We start from the raw sequence: 18,183 nt of genomic DNA on the forward strand, positions 1-18,183 counted from the left end.
TCAATCCAATCTATACTTCCTGCCCATCTATTGAAAAAACCTTTCAAAACCACAGTCCCGATAGTTGAAATTCTTTTATTCACCACAATAATATAGTATAATTCAATGATGCGTAAGCATATTTATAATTAGGGACAGGAGGAAATTTTTGACAGCCTATATTTTCAGTATTTTATGTCTGTTATTGTTATCCGCTTTCTTTTCTGCAACGGAGACGGCGTTTACATCCCTCAATCGCATTAAGATGAAGAATATGGCCAATGATGACGTGAAGAACGCGAAGCTGGTGTTGAAGCTGGAGGACCGGTATGACAAGCTGCTGTCCACGATTCTCATTGGAAACAATATTGCCAATATCGGTATGACCGCCATTGCGACGGTGATGTTCGTTGCGCTGCTGGGCGGCTCATTGGGACCGACCGCATCAACGGTGGTGATGACCGTGGCGGTGCTTATTTTTGGGGAAATCTCTCCGAAGAATATTGCAAAAGAACACCCGGAAGGGTTCGCGCTTTTTGCGGCACCGATTATGCGGGGGCTGATGTGGCTGTTCACGCCGCTGAACGTGCTCTTTTCCTTGTGGAAAAAGCTGCTGGGAAAGCTGTTCGGGACGCAGGAGAACGGGTCCTACACCGAGGACGAGCTGATTACCATCGTGGAGGAGGCCCAGATTGGCGGAAGCATCGGCAAGGAGCAGCAGGAGCTGATTACCAATGCCATTGAGTTCGACGACCTGGAGGCCATCGACGTGATTACCCCGCGAGTGGACATCGTGGCGGTGGAGCTGGGAACCTCCGTGGAGGAAATCGGCCGGACCTTTAAGGAGAGCGGGCTTTCCCGACTTCCGGTGTACGAGGACGACCTGGATAACATTATCGGAATCATCAATCAGAAGGACTTTCACAACTACGTGGTGGGCGAGAATCGGGAGCTGGAGCAGTACATCAAGCCGGTGGCCTACGTGGCGGAATCCATTAAGGCGGCGGTGCTGCTGAAGAAGATGCAGACCAAGAAGACCCATATCGCCATCATTGTGGATGAGTACGGCGGAACCACCGGGCTGGTCACCATGGAAGACATCATCGAGGAGCTGGTGGGAAAGATTTACGACGAACACGATGCCATCGAGATGCGAGAGGTGACTCGGCTGTACGACGGATCCTACTCCGTTGCCGGTGGCGCCAACGTGGAGAAGTTCTTCGAGATGGTGGGCGAGGACATCGATATCAATGCCACCACCATCAACGGTTGGGTGATGATTGAGCTGGACCGGCTGGCAAAGGTGGGAGACACCTTCACCTATCGGTCGAGACATAAGATTTTTCACGTGCGGGTAACCCGGGCGGATGAAAGAAGGGCGTTAATGGTTCAGATCCGGATTGAGGACATTCCGGAGGAAGATGAATAGTTTTAATTAAAGGAGAAGTTGAATGGGATTTTTGGAAAAAATATTCGGAGATCTTAATGCGAAGGAAGTCCGGAAGGTGGAGAAGATTGTCGATCGTATCGAGGCTTACGACGAGGATATGCAGAAACTGACGGATGACGAGCTGAAGGGAAAAACCCGAGAGTTCAAGGAGCGACTGGCCGAGGGGGAGACCTTGGACGACCTTCTGCCGGAAGCCTTTGCGGTATGCCGGGAAGGTGCGTGGCGTGCGGTAGGCATGAAGCACTTCCGGGTACAGCTCATCGGCGGTGTGGTTCTTCATCAGGGACGAATTGCCGAGATGAAGACCGGTGAAGGTAAGACCCTGGTGGCAACCCTGGCGGCATACCTGAATGCACTGACCGGCAAGGGCGTGCACGTAGTTACCGTCAACGATTACCTGGCAAGCCGTGACGCGGAATGGATGGGAAAAATTTACAACTTCCTGGGACTCACCGTGGGCTGCGTGACCCACGCCATTGAAGGAGAAGACCGGAAGGCGGCTTATCGCTGCGATATCACATACGGAACCAACAACGAGTTCGGTTTCGACTACCTGCGGGACAACATGGTGACCTATGAGGAAGAGCTGATTCAGAGAGAGCTGAACTTCGCCATCGTGGACGAGGTGGACTCCATCCTCATCGATGAAGCCAGAACACCGCTGATCATTTCCGGACAGGGCGTGGATTCCAGCGGTATGTACGTATCTGCCAACAGTTTTGTAAAGACGCTGCTGAAGGATACGGATTATAAGATCGACGAGAAGGACAACCAGATTTCCCTGACGGATGAAGGTGTGGCGCAGTGCGAGCAGTACTTTGACATTCAGAACTTCTCGGATCCGGACAACATGGAGCTGAACCACTATGTGAATCAGGCACTTCGTGCCAACTACCTGATGAAGCGGGATGTGGACTACATCGTGCAGGACGGCGAAATCCTGATTGTCGACGAATTTACCGGTCGTCTCATGTACGGCCGCCGTTTCAGCAACGGTTTGCATCAGGCAATCGAAGCCAAAGAAGGGGTGAATATCCGGGCGGAGTCCAAGACCCTGGCCACCATCACCCTGCAGAACTACTTCCGTATGTACCAGAAGCTGTCCGGAATGACCGGTACGGCGAAGACCGAAGAAGACGAGTTCCGGGATATCTACAACATGGACGTTGTGGTTGTTCCGACCAACTTGCCGATTGCCCGTGTGGACAAGCAGGATGCGGTGTACGCTCACGAATCCGGAAAATATGCGGCCATCGTGAACCGAGTAGCGGAGGTCCACGAAAAGGGACAACCGGTACTGGTGGGTACCATTTCCGTTGAGATTTCCGAACTCATCAGCCAGCAGCTGAAGAAGAGAGGTATCAAGCACAACGTGCTGAACGCGAAGCACCACGAGCGAGAAGCGGAAATCGTTGCCGAGGCGGGACGCCTGGGCGCAGTAACCATCGCCACCAATATGGCGGGTCGTGGTACGGATATCATCCTGGGCGGAAATCCGGAGTTTGAAGCGCGGAAAGAGATGAAGCGCCGGGAGTATACTCCGGAGCAGCTTGCTTTTATGACCGGAATCACCAAGTCGGAGGATCCGGAGCTGAACGAAGCCCGAGACACCTACAAGAAGCTGTGCAAGGAGTACGAGGCGGAGAGAAAGCCGGAGCAGGAGAAGGTAAAAGAATTGGGCGGACTATGCATCATCGGTACGGAACGTCACGAATCCCGTCGTATCGATAACCAGTTGCGAGGCCGTGCGGGACGTCAGGGAGACCCGGGTGAATCCCAGTTCTTCATTTCCCTGGAAGACGATCTGATGAGACTCTTCGGCGGCGAGAAGATGCAGCGCCTGGTAGAGCGCGTGGGACTGGAGGACGATGAGGCCATTGAAGCCGGCATGCTGTCCAAGTCCATTGAGAACGCGCAGAAGAAGGTGGAAGGCAAGAACTTCGGCATCCGTAAATACGTGCTCCAGTACGATAACGTAATGAACAAGCAGAGAGAAATCATTTACGGCCAGCGCCGGATGGTGCTGGATGGTGTGGACCTGAAGGAGTACATCCTGGGCATGATGGGCGAATTGGTGGACGGAATTGTGGATCCGGTGACCATGGAATCCAAGTATCCGGAGGAATGGGACTTCGACCGAATCTACGATGCACTGGACAACATCACCCCGAGATACCGGGAGGCGTTTGCCGGATATACCGATGAGGAGAAGCTGAACCTGGATGGGGACAGCTTCAAGGACGATCTGAAGCAGGCCTTCGAGAAGGTATACGATGCCAAGGAAGCGGAGATTGGCAGCGAGCAGATGCGTGAAGTGGAACGGATGATTATGCTCCGAGTGGTAGACAACCGCTGGATGGATCACATCGACGCCATGGATCAGCTGAAGACCGGCATCGGACTTCGGGGTCTGGGTCAGCAGGACCCGGCAATGGCATACGCATCGGAAGGTTTCTCCATGTTTGAAGAAATGATTTCCGATATCCGGGAGGAAGTGGTAAAATACTGCTATAACGTAACGGTTACCACCCGCACGGAGCGGACCAGCCGAATTCTCAGCCAGGAATCTTCCAAGGCGGAATATCGGGACGAGGATACCGCAAACGGACCGGATGCGGCTCCGGAAGAGGAGAAGCACCAGGAGACGGTACATCGGAAAGCGCCGAAGGTGGGACGGAACGATCCTTGCCCTTGCGGAAGCGGAAAGAAATACAAGAACTGCTGCGGAAGAAACGCATAGGAATAACAGGGTGCCCGGATAAGATTTTTATCCGGGTGCTTTTGGATAGACGAAAGATTAGGAGGAACGAAACATGGTTTTATTGGAAGAGATTAAATCCGCAATCCCTCAGGAGAAGGCGAAGCTGCTGGAAATCGGAGAGTATCTTTGACCTGCCGGCGCTGAAGAAAACCCTGGAGGGATATGAGAAGGAAATGAGCAAGGAGGGCTTCTGGGACAACCCGGCGGCGGCGCAGAAGCTCATGAAGAAAAAGAAATCCCTGGAAAATGAGATTGAGGGATACGAACGCATCCGGCAAGGCTTGGACGATACGGCGGATCTGATCGACCTGGCGGAAGAGCTGAACGACGAGGAGGAAGCCAAGGAGATTCGCCGGAATTTCAGTGCGCTACAGGAAGACATGGAAGAGCTGAAGCTCCGCACGCTGTTGGGCGGCCGCTACGATTCCAACGACGCCATCCTTTCCGTCTATGCGGGCACCGGCGGCGTGGACGCCATGGACTGGGCGGAAATGCTGGAGCGGATGTACCTTCGGTACTGCGAAAAGAAGGGCTTCAAGGCGGAAGTGGTGGACCTTCAGAACGATACCGTGGCGGGCATCAAGAGCGCTACGATTATGGTGTCCGGGGAGAATGCCTACGGATATCTGAAGAGCGAGAACGGCGTCCACCGGCTGGTTCGAATTTCGCCGTTTAATTCGGCGGGAAAGCGGCAGACGTCTTTTGCCGGCGTGGAAGTGGTGCCGGACCTGGGAGATGACCTGGATGTGGTCATCAATCCGGGGGATTTGAAGATCGATACCTATCGGGCCAGCGGAGCCGGCGGTCAGCACGTCAACACCACGGATTCCGCCATTCGAATCACCCATTTGCCGACGAACATCGTAGTTACCTGTCAGAACGAGCGGTCCCAGCTGCGGAACAAGGAAGTAGCACTGAAAATCCTCACCTCCAAGCTCACCAAGCTGGCGGAGGAGGAACACAAGGAGAACCTGAACGAGCTGAAGGGGGATATGAGTCAGGCCTCCTGGGGCGCTCAGATTCGGAACTACGTGTTCCAGCCTTATACTATGGTGAAGGATACCCGTACCGGCGCGGAAACCGGAAACATCGGCGCGGTGATGGACGGAGATCTGGATCTTTTTGTGCGTGCGAAACTGTCTCAGGATGCGAAAGAGAGGAATCTGTAGGTGAAGAAAAAGCATATTATTTTTGATTTCGACGGAACAATTTTCGACTCCAACAGGGTCATCGTGGCTTCCTGGCAGGAGGTGTTCCGCCACTACACCGGCAAAGAAGGTCGGGTGGAAGATATTTACCACACCTTTGGGGAGACCATTCGGTACACCGTGAAGAAGTTCTTCCCTCAGGCGAACGTGGACGAAGCGGTGCAAATCTACCGGAACTACCAGCAGGCCCATTACGACGGAATGGTGGGGCTCTTTGACGGAACCCGAGAGATGATGGACCGCATGGTGGAAGGGGGTCACACCCTTTCGGTGGTGACCTCTCGCACCAAAGTTACCACGTTAAATTACATGAAGGAACTGGGCATCCGGGACTACTTCGACGTACTCATCACCTGCGATGACACGGACAAGCATAAGCCGGATCCCACCCCATTGCGCATGGCGCTGGAGGAGCTTTCCGCGAAACCGGAGGACGCCATCATGCTGGGGGACACGAAGTTCGATATCGGCTGCTGCAACAACGCCGGCGTGGACAGCATTCTGGTGGGCTGGAGCCATGATATCGACGAGAACGAGCTAAAAGAATTGGGCTTCCGGCCGACGTACCGGGTGGAAACACCGGCGGACGTGCTGAAGCTGATCTAGAGAATGCCACGCGCAGAAACGGATATAGGAGAAGGACATGCTGAAGATCTATCAGGGCCGAGAGAACATCGACAAGGAAAAATTCATTTATGAGCATACCGAAGGGGAGACCCTGGTGATCGTGCCCAATCAGTACACCCTGGTGGCGGAGGAACAGGCTTTGAAATACCTGAACACCTCCTGTCTGCTGAATGTGGAGATTCTCAGCATGAACCGGCTGGGCCTGCGCATGCTGCAGGAGCAGGGCACGGATAACGTGCGGATGCTGGACCGGTATGAGCGGTACATGCTTTTGGCGCGGATTATTCGCAATCGGGAAAAACAACTGGATATTTTCCGCACCTCCGCCGGCAAGCGGAATTTCGTGGAGATGGTCCACGATTTCATTGCGGATTTCCGCCAGCAGGAATGCACCCGAGAAGAACTGGAGGAAATTCTGGCGGATCCGGAAACCGACGAACTGTTGCGGAAGAAAATCCGGGAGCTCTCCGGCATTTTGGAGGAGTATGAATCCCTGGTGCAGGGAAAGTACAAGGATGTGGAGGATTACGTGGACCTGTACACGGACGCCATCGGGAAATCCCGGGAACTGGTGGGAAAAACGGTGTGGGTCTACGGATTCGACAGCATGACGGCGAAGTTCGTCCGCTCCCTGACGGAGATTGCCGGAGTGGCCCGGAACGTATACGTCATGGTGAACCGGACGGATTTCGGATTGGAAGATGTGCTGATTCGGAGCATCTGCCGTTCCGCCGAAGAGAAGGGCCTGACGGTTTCCGTGGAAACCCTGACCGGCGACGTGCTGGAGAAGTCGGAAACCCTGAAGCGCATCGAACAGGGTCTTTTTACCCAATCGGATAAAACAAAAATCGCCTCGGCGGATTTCCGTCCGGCGGATCTTAAGGTGGTGGAATGCGCCAACCTGTACAACGAGGCGGAAAATGCGGCGATTGAGGTGTACAACCTGCTGCACCGGGGATACCGCATGAAGGATATCGTCATCATCTGCAACGACACGGAGAAGATGCAGCCCATCGTGGAACGCACCTTTCGGGAGTACGGACTGCCTCTGTTCCGGGACGCCCGGCGAAGCATTCGGGATTCGCAGGTGGTGGGTTTCGTAATGAACCTTCTGGAAATCTGCAGCGGCGGGTACCGGACGCCGGCGGTGATGGCGCTGCTGAAGAGCGGCCTCACCGGGCTGGAGCGGGAGGCCATCTGGAACCTGGAGAACTACGTCCGGGATTTCGGCATCAAGGGCTCTATGTGGACGAATCCGTTTAAATACGGGGATTTCGAGTATGACCCGGAGGAATTCGCCAAGCTGGAGGAGAGCCGGGTGGAGATTACCGGACGAATCGACCAGCTGAAGGTGCTGGCGGAAGAATCGGAGCGGATGGCGGATTTTATCGAGAAATTCTACCGTTACCTGAATGAGGTATGGGATCTTCGGAATAAAATCCGGGAGATCGAGGACGGTCAGTACAACCGGGAGCGGTTCGAAGAGGCTCAGTGGACCGCCCAGAGCTATAACGAGGTGGTTCGGATTCTGGGATGCGTGGGGAATATCATGGGGGACGAGAACATGGACCTGAAGGAGTTCGTGGATCTGTATTCCGTGGGAATTCTCAATGCGGAAGTGGGGCTGATTCCGCCGACTCAGGACGGGCTGACCATGGGCGTGATGATTCGAACCCGGCCGGCACCGCCGAAGGTGGTGATGGTGCTGTCCGCCAATGAGGGAATCCTGCCTCAGACCCCGTCGCCGGAAGGGCTGTTTTCCGTGGATGAAAAGCAGCAGTTCGCGCGGCACGAATTCGTTCTGGGGAGCCTGGACGACCTGAAAATGATGGAAGAGAACGGCGCCATGTACCGTACCGTGTCCCAGGCATCGGAGAAGCTGTACGTAAGCTATTCCCTGGCGGGAAGCGATGGCAGCGATATGAAGCCGTCCGTTCTGGTAGATTACCTGAAGGACCTGTTCCCCCTGCTGAAAATCCGAAAGGATGCGGTGAGCCGGGGCTTTAATGCGGATCTGATACAGAACGGACCGGAGTCCCTGCGCCACATGATGAACCACTTCAAGGAGCGGCCGATGGATCAGATGATCGGAGCGCTTCAAGAGGAGGCATCGTCAGAGGAAGAAGAGACGGAGGCAATTCCGACACCGGCATCTGCAGCGGCAACGGAATCGGCGGAAGAGGAAGAAAAATATCTGGCAGAGGGCATCCTCCGCTGGTACGAGAAGCACCGGCCGGAGCAGCTGAAGGAACTCAGCCGGGCGGGACTGGATGAGAACAGCGCTCGGGATCTGGACATCGACACCGCCGGACGGCTGTACCGCCGAGGGGAGGATTTCGTCTTCAGCGCCTCCAAGCTGGAGAAATACAACCACTGTCCGTTTGAATTTTTTGTGATGCACGGACTTCGGGCGGAAGAGCCGCGGGAGTTTCGAAGCAGCGGCCGGGAAATCGGCGATGTGTACCACGAGTGCATCATGCGGGTTTCCAAACGGCTTCTGGCAGAGGGCATTCTGGAGGATAAAAGCAATACGGAAGAGGCGGAAGCTGTCGGCACCGGTATCGGTGAGGGAGCGGAGGAACCGAAGACGTCGGAATCGCAGGCGAAAGCGGAAGGAGGTATCTCCATGGAGCACCTGGCAGAAATGGTGGACGAAGAGCTTCTGAAGCTGTCCGAATCCTATCGCGGCGGACTCTTCGTTTCCGGCGACCGAGAGAAATACCGCATGAGCCGGATCCGTCGAATCTGCGAGGATGCGGTGCAGGTGCTGGCGGAACAGCTGCGCCTTGGAAATGTGGAAATGTCATTCTTCGAAGAGCAGTTCGGTCGGGGCTGCCGGTTCCGGCCCATTGAATACACCCTCCACGGGCAGAAGGTCTACATCGAGGGAAAAATCGACCGGGCCGATCTGATGCGGGGCGGCAACATCCGAATCATCGATTACAAGACCGGAAAGGACAAGCTGGACATCGAGCAGATGCGGATGGGCTACAAAATGCAGCTGATGGTGTACCTGGAAGGGGCCAGCGGCGACGAATACAATCCGGTGGGCATGTTCTACTTTAACATCAGCGACAGCGAGCTCAACGCCAACAAGCTGGATGAAGTCAAGCAGCAGGAACAACTGGCCAAGGAAGAGGGCGAGCGGTTCAGCCTGCGGGGCGCCGTGCTGGACGACCCGGCGGTGCTCAGCAGCATGCCGGTGGAAATGCTGGAGAAGAAGCCGAAAAAGCTGAGTCAAGAAGAATTCCGCGCCCTGCGGGAGGATGTGCACAAAACCATCGAGTTGCTCAGCGACGGCATCGTCCGCGGCAAAATCGACATTTCCCCGACCCGCCTGAAGAAGGACAAACGGGCAGAATGCACGTACTGCCAGTACCGTGCCATCTGCAAATTCGACTTAACTTACAGAAACAACAAGTACAGACAGATATAGAACATAGGCAGAAATTCATGAATTTAGCAATACAATCAATCGGGAGCAGCAGCTCCGGCAATTCCTATTTAATCACCGATGGCACCACGCACCTCCTTCTGGACGTGGGCCTCAGCGGCAAAAATATCCGCGCGGCTTTGGCGGACGCCAACATTTCCGAGGACGCCGTTTCCGGAATTCTGGTGACCCACGAGCACGTGGATCACGTAAAGAGCATCCGCATGATGTCCCGCATCTGCGAGAACGCAGAGGTCATCGCCTCCCGGGGCACGGCTCACAACTGCGACAAGTTCCAGTACGTGCCGGAGGATCGGCTTCGGTATTTTTCCGCTCAGGATGAAACCCGAATCGGAGACATTCAGATTAAGGGCTTCGCCCTTTCCCACGATGCCAGCGAGCCGCTGGGCTTCTCTTTCCGGAAGGACAACACGAAAATCACGGTGGTGACGGATACGGGCACCGTCACCGATGAAATCTACGAAGAAATCCGTACCTCCGACGTGCTGGTGATGGAAGCCAACCACGAGGTGTCCATGCTGGAAATGGGTCCCTACCCGTATCCGGTAAAAAGAAGAATTCTCAGCGACCAAGGCCATCTTTCCAACGTGGCTTGCGGCGAAGCCCTGACCCGCATGCTGGAAGACCGGCCGTCCCTGAGCCTTGCCGGACACCCTTGTGAGGACGGGAAGTTGGCGCTGCCGAAAATTCTTTTAGCCCATCTCAGTACCACCAACAACACGCCCTTCAATGCGGCGCTGACGGTGCGGGATGTGCTGGACCAGAACGATTACCACAAGAACGTGAATTTCCGCATGGAGGTGGCGGCCAAGAGCGCAGCCGGACCGCTGATCGGATTCTAGGATAGGAAGAAAATGAACATCAATATTATTTGCATCGGAAAATTAAAGGAAAAATATTGGCAGGCGGCGGTGGCGGAGTACACCAAACGAATCGGTGGGTATGCCCGGATTCAGATTGTGGAGCTGAAGGAATCGAAACTCCCGAAGAACGCATCGCCGGCGGATGAGAGTCAGGTGATGGAGAAGGAGGGGGAGACCATCCTGTCCAAAATCGGAGAGTCGGATTACGTGATTGCCATGGAGGTGGAGGGGAAGATGCTGGACTCCGTGGAACTGTCCCGGCATCTCACGAAAACCTTCGACAGCGGTCGGTCCACCGTGGATTTCATCATCGGCGGCAGCCTGGGGCTGTCCCCGGCGGTAAAAAAGCGGGCGGACTTCGGGCTTTCCTTCAGCCGCATGACCTTCCCCCACCAGATGGCCCGGGTGCTGCTGCTGGAGCAAATCTACCGCAGCTTCAAGATTGCCAACAATGAGACCTATCATAAGTAAAGAAACCTGCAGCATTCCCGCTGATGCAGGCATGCCGCAAACAAATACATAGAAGGGATGAAGAGAGATGACATTAGTACCGATATATAATCGAATCATAATTCCAAACGGAAAAGTATACATTATCAGCGACCGGTACCGGATGGTAACCGGTCAATTGCCGCAAGTGGGAGAACGAGTGATTCTCCTGCTTTCTCGGGAAGAGGACAGCTGGAAGGAACTGACGGAAGAGGGGTTCTATCCCGTGGGCGTGGGCGGTACCGTCACCGATGTGAGCAAGAACGGCTACTGCATCGTGGAAACCTCAGATCGGGTGAGCCTGGATGCCATTAACGGAAAGGGCGCGTTTCACGCAGAGCTCAGCATCAGCCGGATTCCGGACGAGGAGGAGATGGATCCCGAAATTGAACAGCCTCGAGTGAACCGCATGAAGCAGAAGCTTTACGAGTTCCTGAGCACCGTGCCGTGGGGGGTCATGGCCAAAAGCTACCTGAAGAACATGGAGAGCGTGGGAGAAATCGCTTCCGCCCTGTCCATCTGGATGAGCAATACGCCGGAGGAGAAGTACCGGGTACTGTTGGAGAGCAGTCCGGTAAAAAGAATGGAAATCATGGAGTCCATGGTTTACGAATATCTGGAGATGGCGAAGCTCACCGGGGAAGCCGAGAGTGCTCAGGAAAATGAGAACGAGAAGGCGTACCGGAAACAGGCCATCCAGCGGCAGATGGAATTTCTGCAGCGGGAGCTGGACGAAATGGATCCGGAAAGCGTTTCCGATATTCGCAAATTCGAGAAGAAAATCGAAGAGGCGGGCATGAACCCGGAGGCCGAGAAGGAAGCGAAGAAGGTGCTGAACCGACTGAAGCAGGAGGGTCAGAACAGTCCGGAATCCGGCATGCTTTATGACTATCTGGACTTTGTCACCACCCTGAAATGGGGCAAGGCGGAACCGGAGCACATCGACCTGGACGAGGCGGAAAGCGTGCTGGAGGAAGACCACTTCGGCCTGGATAAGGTGAAACACCGGATCATTCAGCAGATCGCGGTGATGGAGCTTCAGAAAAAGCAGACCGGCTCCATCCTTCTTTTTGTAGGTGCACCGGGCACGGGTAAAACCAGTATCGGCCGCAGCATTGCGCGCGCGCTGAAGCGGGAATACGTTCGGGTCAGCCTGGGCGGCGTTCGGGATGAGGCGGATATTCGGGGTCATCGGCGGACCTATATCGGTGCCATGGCCGGCCGGATTATGAACGGCATTCATAAGAGCGGTGTGTCCAATCCGGTGATGGTGCTGGATGAGGTGGACAAGCTGTCCGCGTCCTATAACGGCGACCCGGCCAGCGCTTTGTTGGAAGTTCTGGATCCGGAGCAGAACAGCACGTTTACCGATCACTACATGAACGTGCCGTACGACCTGTCGGATGTGTTCTTCATCTGCACGGCCAATTCCACGGATACCATTCCGGAGCCGCTGCTGAACCGGATGGAAGTGATTCAGTTCTCCGGTTATACGGCCACGGAGAAATTCCAGATTGCACGGCGGCATCTTTTGCCGAAAGCCATGGAATCCATGGGAATCCGGGAGGAGAATCTGGAGATTTCGGAGGACGTGCTGGAGACCATCATTTCGGATTACACGGCGGAGGCCGGCGTTCGGGGCCTGAAGAAACGACTGGACACCCTGTGCCGAGTGGCTGCAGTGAAAATGGTGAAGGAAGCGGGCGAAGAACCGGCGAAGGTGGAAGTCCGGAAGGAGGATCTCCGGGAATATCTGGATATGCGACCAATCAGTCACGACCGGATTTTGGAGAAAAAGCAACCCGGTATCGTGACCGGACTGGCGTGGACCCGGGCCGGCGGCGAAATTCTTTTTGTGGAAACCCTGTTCACAAAGGGAAGCGGCAAGCTGATTCTCACCGGTCAGCTGGGAGATGTGATGAAGGAATCCGCTCAGATTGCGGTGAGTCTGGTGAAATCCATGCACCCGGATAAGACGGCGCTTTTTGAGGAGAACGACATTCACATTCACGTGCCGGAAGGGGCGGTACCGAAGGACGGGCCTTCGGCGGGAATTACCCTGACCACGGCACTGACCTCTCTGGTTGAGAACCGGCCGGTATCGCCGGAAATCGCCATGACCGGCGAGGTGTCCCTGCGGGGCGCGGTGACGCCAATCGGTGGGCTGCCGGAGAAACTCATGGCAGCGCAGCGGGCCGGCATCCGCAAGGTACTCATTCCAAAGGAGAACGAAGAGGATCTGAAGGATGTGGCAGAGGAAGTTCGGGAGAAGCTGGAGATCCTGCCGGTAAGCCGGGTGGAGGAAGTGCTGGAACTCACCGGACTGAAGTAGAAGTCATTATGCAAAAAAGTCTTTTTCCGCAACAGGCTTGCGGAAAAAGACTTTTTTGTTGTAAGATGGAGAGGCATGAAATGCAATTCTTTAAGAAGAAAATTAGCAGAGGGAAGAACGATGAATAATTTTGAGTTTGAGAATCGGACGAAGGTATATTTCGGAAAAGGTGTGGTGGCAGAAAAGCTGCCGGTGCTGGCCGCTGGCTATGGCGGCAAGGTGTTGCTGGGATACGGCGGCGGCTCTGTTAAGAAGAACGGCGTATACGATGAAGTCACCGGAATCCTGAAGGATGCCGGCGTGGAGATCGTGGAGTTCAGCGGCATCATGTCCAACCCGACCCTGGAGAAAATGCAGGAGGGCGCCCGTCTGGCAAAGGAACAGGGGGTTACCTGGATTCTGGCTGTGGGCGGCGGCAGTGTAATGGACTGCTGCAAATCCATTTCCATCGCCGTTCCTTACGACGGCGACGTGTGGGAAGAGTTCTGGGAAAAGCCGGGCAATTTGGATTTCGATCCACTGCCGCTGGGCATGATCGTAACCATGCCGGCCACCGGCAGTGAGGTGAACGGTTCCGCAGTGCTGACCAATACGGAAAAACACATCAAGACCGACCGGGACTATCCGCGGATGAATGCGGATTTCGCCCTGATGGATCCGACCTATACCTACTCCATGCCGCTGCGGCAGCTGCGGGCAGGCACTTTCGATATCCTGTCCCATATTATGGAAACCTATTTCAGTTTCCCGATTGAGGACAACGTGTCCGATGATATTTCCGAAGCCCTGATGAAGGGCGTCATTCGGGATTTCCGCAAGGCCCTTCAGAATCCGGAGGATTACGAAGCACGAAGCAACATCATGTGGGAAGCTTCCATGGCGGAAAACCGGGTGATCAAAATGGGCAAAACCAAGGATTTCGAGGTTCACAATATGGAGCACCAGCTGAGTGCCTATACGGACTGCAACCACGGAGAGGGACTTGCGGTGCTGCACCCGACGTATTACCGCCATATTTTCCGGGACGGCCTGGGCAAATTCACCCGTTTCGCAACGAACGTATGGGGCCTGAATCCGGCGGACTATGCGGATGAAGAGGAACTGGCGCTGGCAGGCATTCAGGCGCTGGAGGATTTCATCCGGGAGTGCGGGCTTCCGGGAACCCTGCGGGAGCTGGGCGTGGATGAAAGCACAGACCTTCGGGAAATCGCCGATTCCTGCTACACCGCCGGCGGCGCCTTCCGGGAAATCCGGCAGGATGAAATCTATGAGATCTATAAGGAATGTTTTTAGAAAAAGAGAAGATAAGAGAGGAAGGAGAGTGATTCGCCGGGCGAATCACTCTCTTTATATAAAGAAAACTCCGCGAACTCGCGTTAGATGCGGAGTTCCGTTGATGCGTGGCGAAAGCGGCGGGATTAATTGGTAAAGAAAGCTCTCATTGCGGTCGTGAAACAGAAGATGTGCTTCCCAGCGGCGGGGAAAGGGGGTAGAATACCTGTAAAGATGGAGATTTTGGACCGTGAAAATTTTGGGTCGTGAAAGGAGTGAGAACATGCTGCTTGCAATATTGATTTTGTGCTTCGTCTGCTGGGCCTCGAATATTCAGTACATCGACGGGAAATGGGTCAACGTGAAGAAGCTGGAGGAACGGAATCGGAAGCCGGAGCCGTACAACTCCTTCGAGTATTATTGCAAAATCGATCCGATGCATGCGCAGCGATATGACGAATGTTATCGGACGAATTTTTTGGGTGAGGACTTAAAGGACGATGAATTTGAAGACTTATAAGGAGCAAATTCCGGCGGCGGCCCGGTTCATTATGGAGCGGCTTCAGGCGTCGGGATATGAAGCGTACCTGGTGGGGGGCGCGGTGCGGGACCTGATTCTGGGGCGGCAGCCGGGGGATTACGACATTACCACGAACGCGCTGCCGGAGGAGACGGAAGCGGTGTTCCGAGATTTTGGGACGCTGGAAATCGGAAAGACGCACGGAACCATCGGGGTGATTGTGGATCACAAAGCCTACGAGGTCACCACCTACCGGGTGGATGGGGAATATACGGATCATCGGCGGCCGGATGCGGTTACCTTCACCCGCTCTCTGGAACAGGATTTGGAGCGCCGGGATTTTCGGATCAATGCGGTGGCCATGGACCTGGATGGAAATCTGCGGGGCGTGCCGGGGTACGAAGAGGATTTCGCCCGGCGGCAGATCTGTGCTGTAGGCAATCCGGTGCAGCGCTTCGAAGAGGATGCCTTGCGAATTCTACGGGGCGTGCGTTTTGCGGCGCAGCTGGGATACGAGATTGAGGCGAACACCGGCCGTGCCATTCACGAGAAGAAACACCTGCTTCGGCAGATTTCGCCGGAACGCATTCGGGTGGAAATAGAGAAAACGCTGACCGCGCCGAATCCCCTTCCGGTGCTTCGGGAATACCGGGATGTTTTCGCCGAGGTGATTCCGGAACTTCGGGAGACCTTCGATTTCAACCAGCAGAACCCGTTCCACTGCTACGATGTGTACGAGCACATCCTCCACGTGGTGGGCAATGTGCCGCCGGAACCGGTGCTGCGCCTGGCGGCGCTGCTCCACGATATCGGAAAGCCGAGGTGTTTTGTGGTAAAAGAAAATTGGGGACACTTCTACGGTCACGAGCAGGTGTCCGCAGAGATGGCGGAGGCGATTCTAAAGCGGCTTCGCTACGACCGGAAAACGGTAAAGGACGTGACGGAACTGGTGGCATCCCACGGATATGTTTTTAATCGCACGGAAAAGTACGTCCGCCGGCGGCTGAACCAGCTGGGGGAAGAGCAGCTGATGCGGCTGATCGATCTGGAGCGCGGAGACGTGCTGTCCCAGGCGGAGCACGTGCGAAAGGAGCGTGCGGCGGCCATCGATGCGTTTCGGGAGCTGGTGCAGACCGTGGCGGAGAAAGAAGGGGTGCTGAAGCGGAAGGACCTGGCCATCGACGGCTGGGATGTGTTGGAACTTGGGGTGCCCCGGGGACCGGAAGTGGGCCGGGTACTGGATGAAATCCTGGACCGGGTGCTGGAAGGGGACCTGGAGAACCGCCGGGAGGCGTTGCTGGAAGCGGCAGAGGAATGGAAGAAAAAGCATATAATTTGGTACATAGGATAAATATTTCTGCAAAATATTGAAATTTTGGACAGAAAAGCGTATAGTGAGTACAAATAAGCAACCAGGGAGGTAGGCAAATGCTGAGAATTGAAAATCAAGCAATCGTGTTCGCGCTGCTTTGCAAATGCACGGTGGAGACCGAAGGCGAGAAAGGCCGGGAGGTCATTCAGAAAGGCATGATTCGGTACGGCCGGGAGCGGGGCGCGCGGATGGCGGCTCGGGCGAAGGCCAACGGGGACCCGATTGCCCTGTGGACCAATCAGGCCTACGGCGAGTGGAAGCCGGATTACGAGGGACAGATGGAGTTCGGATACGACGAGACGGAGCCGACCCTGAAGAGCTACATCAGCAAATGCGCGTGGTGTGATGCCTGGAACAAATACGGCCTGCTGGAGTACGGCCGGGAGTACTGCGTGAATGTGGACAAGGCGGTGTACGAGGGATTCTGCGAGGATTTCGTCTGTACGCCCAACGTGCCGACCATGAGCTGGGGCGGTAAGCGCTGTGAGTTCGACTGGGAGCAGCCGCTGACGGAGGAAGATATGGCGAAGATGAACCGGAAGAAACAGGAGTTGGGCACTTCGGCCATGCGGGATTTCGACTACCACACGGCACACATCTACTACACCATCACCGATGAAATACAGAAGGCGTTCCCGGAGAGTGCCGATGAAATCATCCGGAATGCGGTGCAGGATTACGTGAAGCTCTTCGGGCAGGCGGAATACAATCGAATTTTGGAATTTGAGGGAGAACGGTTCTAAGAAATTGAACGAAACAGAAAGAAGGTACTTGAGATGAAATTTGGCGTAATTGGATTCGGAAACATGGGCGGTGCCATCGTGAAAGGTGCGGTGGCCAGCGGCGTTCTGGCAAAGGAAGATGTGCTGGTCTACGATATCAAGGAGTCGGCGCGGAAAGCGGCGGCGGAGTTCGGCCTGAAGGTGGCGAAGGACAATGAAGATGTCACGGCGAACACGGACGTGACCCTGCTGGCGGTAAAACCCCAGCAGATGCTGGATGCCATGGCGCAGACCGGCAAGGGACTGCAAGACAAGGCGATGCTGTCCATCCTTCCGGGCGTGTCTGTGGAGCGTCTGCGGGATGCCTGTGCGGTAAAAGAATTCCGCATTCTGCGGCTGCTTCCGAATACCCCGGCGCTTGTTTTTGAAGGAGCGTTCGCATGCAGCAAGGAAAACGACCTGACGGATGCAGAGCGGGATTTTGCCACAAAACTCTTCGAGTCCATCGGCGCCATTACTTGGGTAAAGACCTATGACCTGGATGCGGCCTGCGGTCTTTCCGGCGGCGGCCCGGCATACGTGGCAATGTTCGTGGAGGCGCTGGCCGATGGCGGCGTAAAAGAAGGTTTGACCCGGGATGTGGCTTACGAGCTGGCGATTCAGACGGTGCTGGGGTCCGCAAAACTCCTGAAGGATACCGGGATGCACCCGGGCCAGCTGAAAGACATGGTGACTTCTCCGGCCGGAACCACCATTGAAGGATGTGAAGTGCTGGAAGACAACGGCTTCCGTGCGGCGACCATCAAGTGCGTGTCCGCCGCTACCCGGAAATCCAGAAGCATGTAATGGAGTGGGGGTATTTAATTGGAATTTTAAGATGTGGGGAGCTTGCGCCGGCGCAAGCTCCCTTCTTATTTGTGCCGGGCCCGCCGGCTCGGTTCGCGCCCGCCTGCCCGGAAAGCCAATGAACTCGGTTTCGGAGCGCGAACCGCGGGCCGGAAAAAAAGGCTCTTCACGAATTTTTGTGGGATAGTTATTTGAAACTATCCCTCATTTTTAATTGGAATGCCCCGAGCGACCCGCGCTGCGAGGACTTTTTTGCAGGTATTGTCCTCGCAGCTATAGAGCGTGCGT

At 55.3% G+C, this 18,183-nt stretch carries 13 protein-coding genes; all 13 read left to right on the plus strand.

What is annotated here, in order from left to right; translation table 11 throughout:
* Nucleotides 1-148 precede the first annotated feature (148 nt).
* A complete protein-coding gene (locus FYJ65_RS06865; protein ID WP_154554607.1) occupies nt 149-1,408 on the plus strand; it encodes an HlyC/CorC family transporter in 1,260 nt (419 codons plus the stop codon).
* 22 nt (nt 1,409-1,430) lie between these two features.
* On the plus strand, nt 1,431-4,169 hold the full coding sequence (secA, locus tag FYJ65_RS06870) for a preprotein translocase subunit SecA (RefSeq protein WP_154554608.1): 2,739 nt from the start codon (nt 1,431-1,433) through the stop codon (nt 4,167-4,169).
* Nucleotides 4,170-4,242: 73 nt separating this feature from the next.
* Nucleotides 4,243-5,359, plus strand: a protein-coding gene (prfB, locus tag FYJ65_RS06875) for a peptide chain release factor 2 (RefSeq protein ID WP_235898228.1) whose coding sequence is annotated in 2 segments (ribosomal slippage) — nt 4,243-4,308 and nt 4,310-5,359 — 1,116 coding nt in all. Because the reading frame shifts where the segments join, the coding sequence is not laid out codon by codon here.
* Entirely contained in the window at nt 5,360-6,004 is a 645-nt protein-coding gene (locus tag FYJ65_RS06880; protein ID WP_154554610.1) for an HAD family hydrolase, read from the plus strand.
* Nucleotides 6,005-6,041: 37 nt separating this feature from the next.
* Nucleotides 6,042-9,461, plus strand: coding sequence for a PD-(D/E)XK nuclease family protein (locus FYJ65_RS06885; RefSeq protein WP_154554611.1), 3,420 nt, complete (start codon nt 6,042-6,044; stop codon nt 9,459-9,461).
* Between the two features lie 17 nt (nt 9,462-9,478).
* Nucleotides 9,479-10,321, plus strand: coding sequence for an MBL fold metallo-hydrolase (locus FYJ65_RS06890; RefSeq protein ID WP_206157346.1), 843 nt, complete (start codon nt 9,479-9,481; stop codon nt 10,319-10,321).
* A 12-nt stretch (nt 10,322-10,333) separates the two neighbouring features.
* Nucleotides 10,334-10,813 carry a 23S rRNA (pseudouridine(1915)-N(3))-methyltransferase RlmH gene (gene rlmH, locus FYJ65_RS06895; RefSeq protein ID WP_154554613.1) on the plus strand — a complete coding sequence of 160 codons (480 nt, stop codon included), beginning with the start codon at nt 10,334-10,336 and terminating at the stop codon, nt 10,811-10,813.
* A gap of 67 nt (nt 10,814-10,880) precedes the next feature.
* The gene (gene lon, locus FYJ65_RS06900) at nt 10,881-13,163 is read left to right on the plus strand and encodes an endopeptidase La (protein WP_154554614.1); all 2,283 of its coding nucleotides are present in this window, start codon (nt 10,881-10,883) and stop codon (nt 13,161-13,163) included.
* A gap of 120 nt (nt 13,164-13,283) precedes the next feature.
* A complete protein-coding gene (locus tag FYJ65_RS06905; RefSeq protein WP_154554615.1) occupies nt 13,284-14,456 on the plus strand; it encodes an iron-containing alcohol dehydrogenase in 1,173 nt (390 codons plus the stop codon).
* A 262-nt stretch (nt 14,457-14,718) separates the two neighbouring features.
* Complete coding sequence (locus FYJ65_RS06910) at nt 14,719-14,955, plus strand: hypothetical protein (RefSeq protein ID WP_154554616.1); 237 nt, start codon at nt 14,719-14,721, stop codon at nt 14,953-14,955.
* Nucleotides 14,942-16,306 (plus strand): CCA tRNA nucleotidyltransferase, encoded by a 1,365-nt coding sequence (locus tag FYJ65_RS06915; RefSeq protein ID WP_206157347.1) that lies wholly within the window; start codon nt 14,942-14,944, stop codon nt 16,304-16,306. The genes FYJ65_RS06910 and FYJ65_RS06915 overlap by 14 nt, the downstream gene beginning before the upstream one ends.
* A 77-nt stretch (nt 16,307-16,383) precedes the next feature.
* Nucleotides 16,384-17,070 (plus strand): L-2-amino-thiazoline-4-carboxylic acid hydrolase, encoded by a 687-nt coding sequence (locus FYJ65_RS06920; RefSeq protein WP_154554618.1) that lies wholly within the window; start codon nt 16,384-16,386, stop codon nt 17,068-17,070.
* 33 nt (nt 17,071-17,103) lie between these two features.
* Nucleotides 17,104-17,895 carry a pyrroline-5-carboxylate reductase gene (gene proC, locus FYJ65_RS06925; RefSeq protein WP_154554619.1) on the plus strand — a complete coding sequence of 264 codons (792 nt, stop codon included), beginning with the start codon at nt 17,104-17,106 and terminating at the stop codon, nt 17,893-17,895.
* The last annotated feature ends 288 nt before the right edge of the window (nt 17,896-18,183 follow it).

The organism is Mogibacterium kristiansenii, from assembly GCF_009695905.1.
Lineage (GTDB): Bacteria > Bacillota > Clostridia > Peptostreptococcales > Anaerovoracaceae > Mogibacterium_A > Mogibacterium_A kristiansenii.

Bases quoted from the DNA above. Each gene is read 5' to 3' on its own strand.
- secA (WP_154554608.1), top strand. From the start codon at position 1,431: ATGGGATTTTTGGAAAAAATATTCGGAGATCTTAATGCGAAGGAAGTC.
- FYJ65_RS06885 (WP_154554611.1), top strand. From the start codon at position 6,042: ATGCTGAAGATCTATCAGGGCCGAGAGAACATCGACAAGGAAAAATTC.
- FYJ65_RS06890 (WP_206157346.1), top strand. From the start codon at position 9,479: ATGAATTTAGCAATACAATCAATCGGGAGCAGCAGCTCCGGCAATTCC.
- rlmH (WP_154554613.1), top strand. From the start codon at position 10,334: ATGAACATCAATATTATTTGCATCGGAAAATTAAAGGAAAAATATTGG.
- lon (WP_154554614.1), top strand. From the start codon at position 10,881: ATGACATTAGTACCGATATATAATCGAATCATAATTCCAAACGGAAAA.
- FYJ65_RS06905 (WP_154554615.1), top strand. From the start codon at position 13,284: ATGAATAATTTTGAGTTTGAGAATCGGACGAAGGTATATTTCGGAAAA.
- FYJ65_RS06910 (WP_154554616.1), top strand. From the start codon at position 14,719: ATGCTGCTTGCAATATTGATTTTGTGCTTCGTCTGCTGGGCCTCGAAT.
- FYJ65_RS06920 (WP_154554618.1), top strand. From the start codon at position 16,384: ATGCTGAGAATTGAAAATCAAGCAATCGTGTTCGCGCTGCTTTGCAAA.
- proC (WP_154554619.1), top strand. From the start codon at position 17,104: ATGAAATTTGGCGTAATTGGATTCGGAAACATGGGCGGTGCCATCGTG.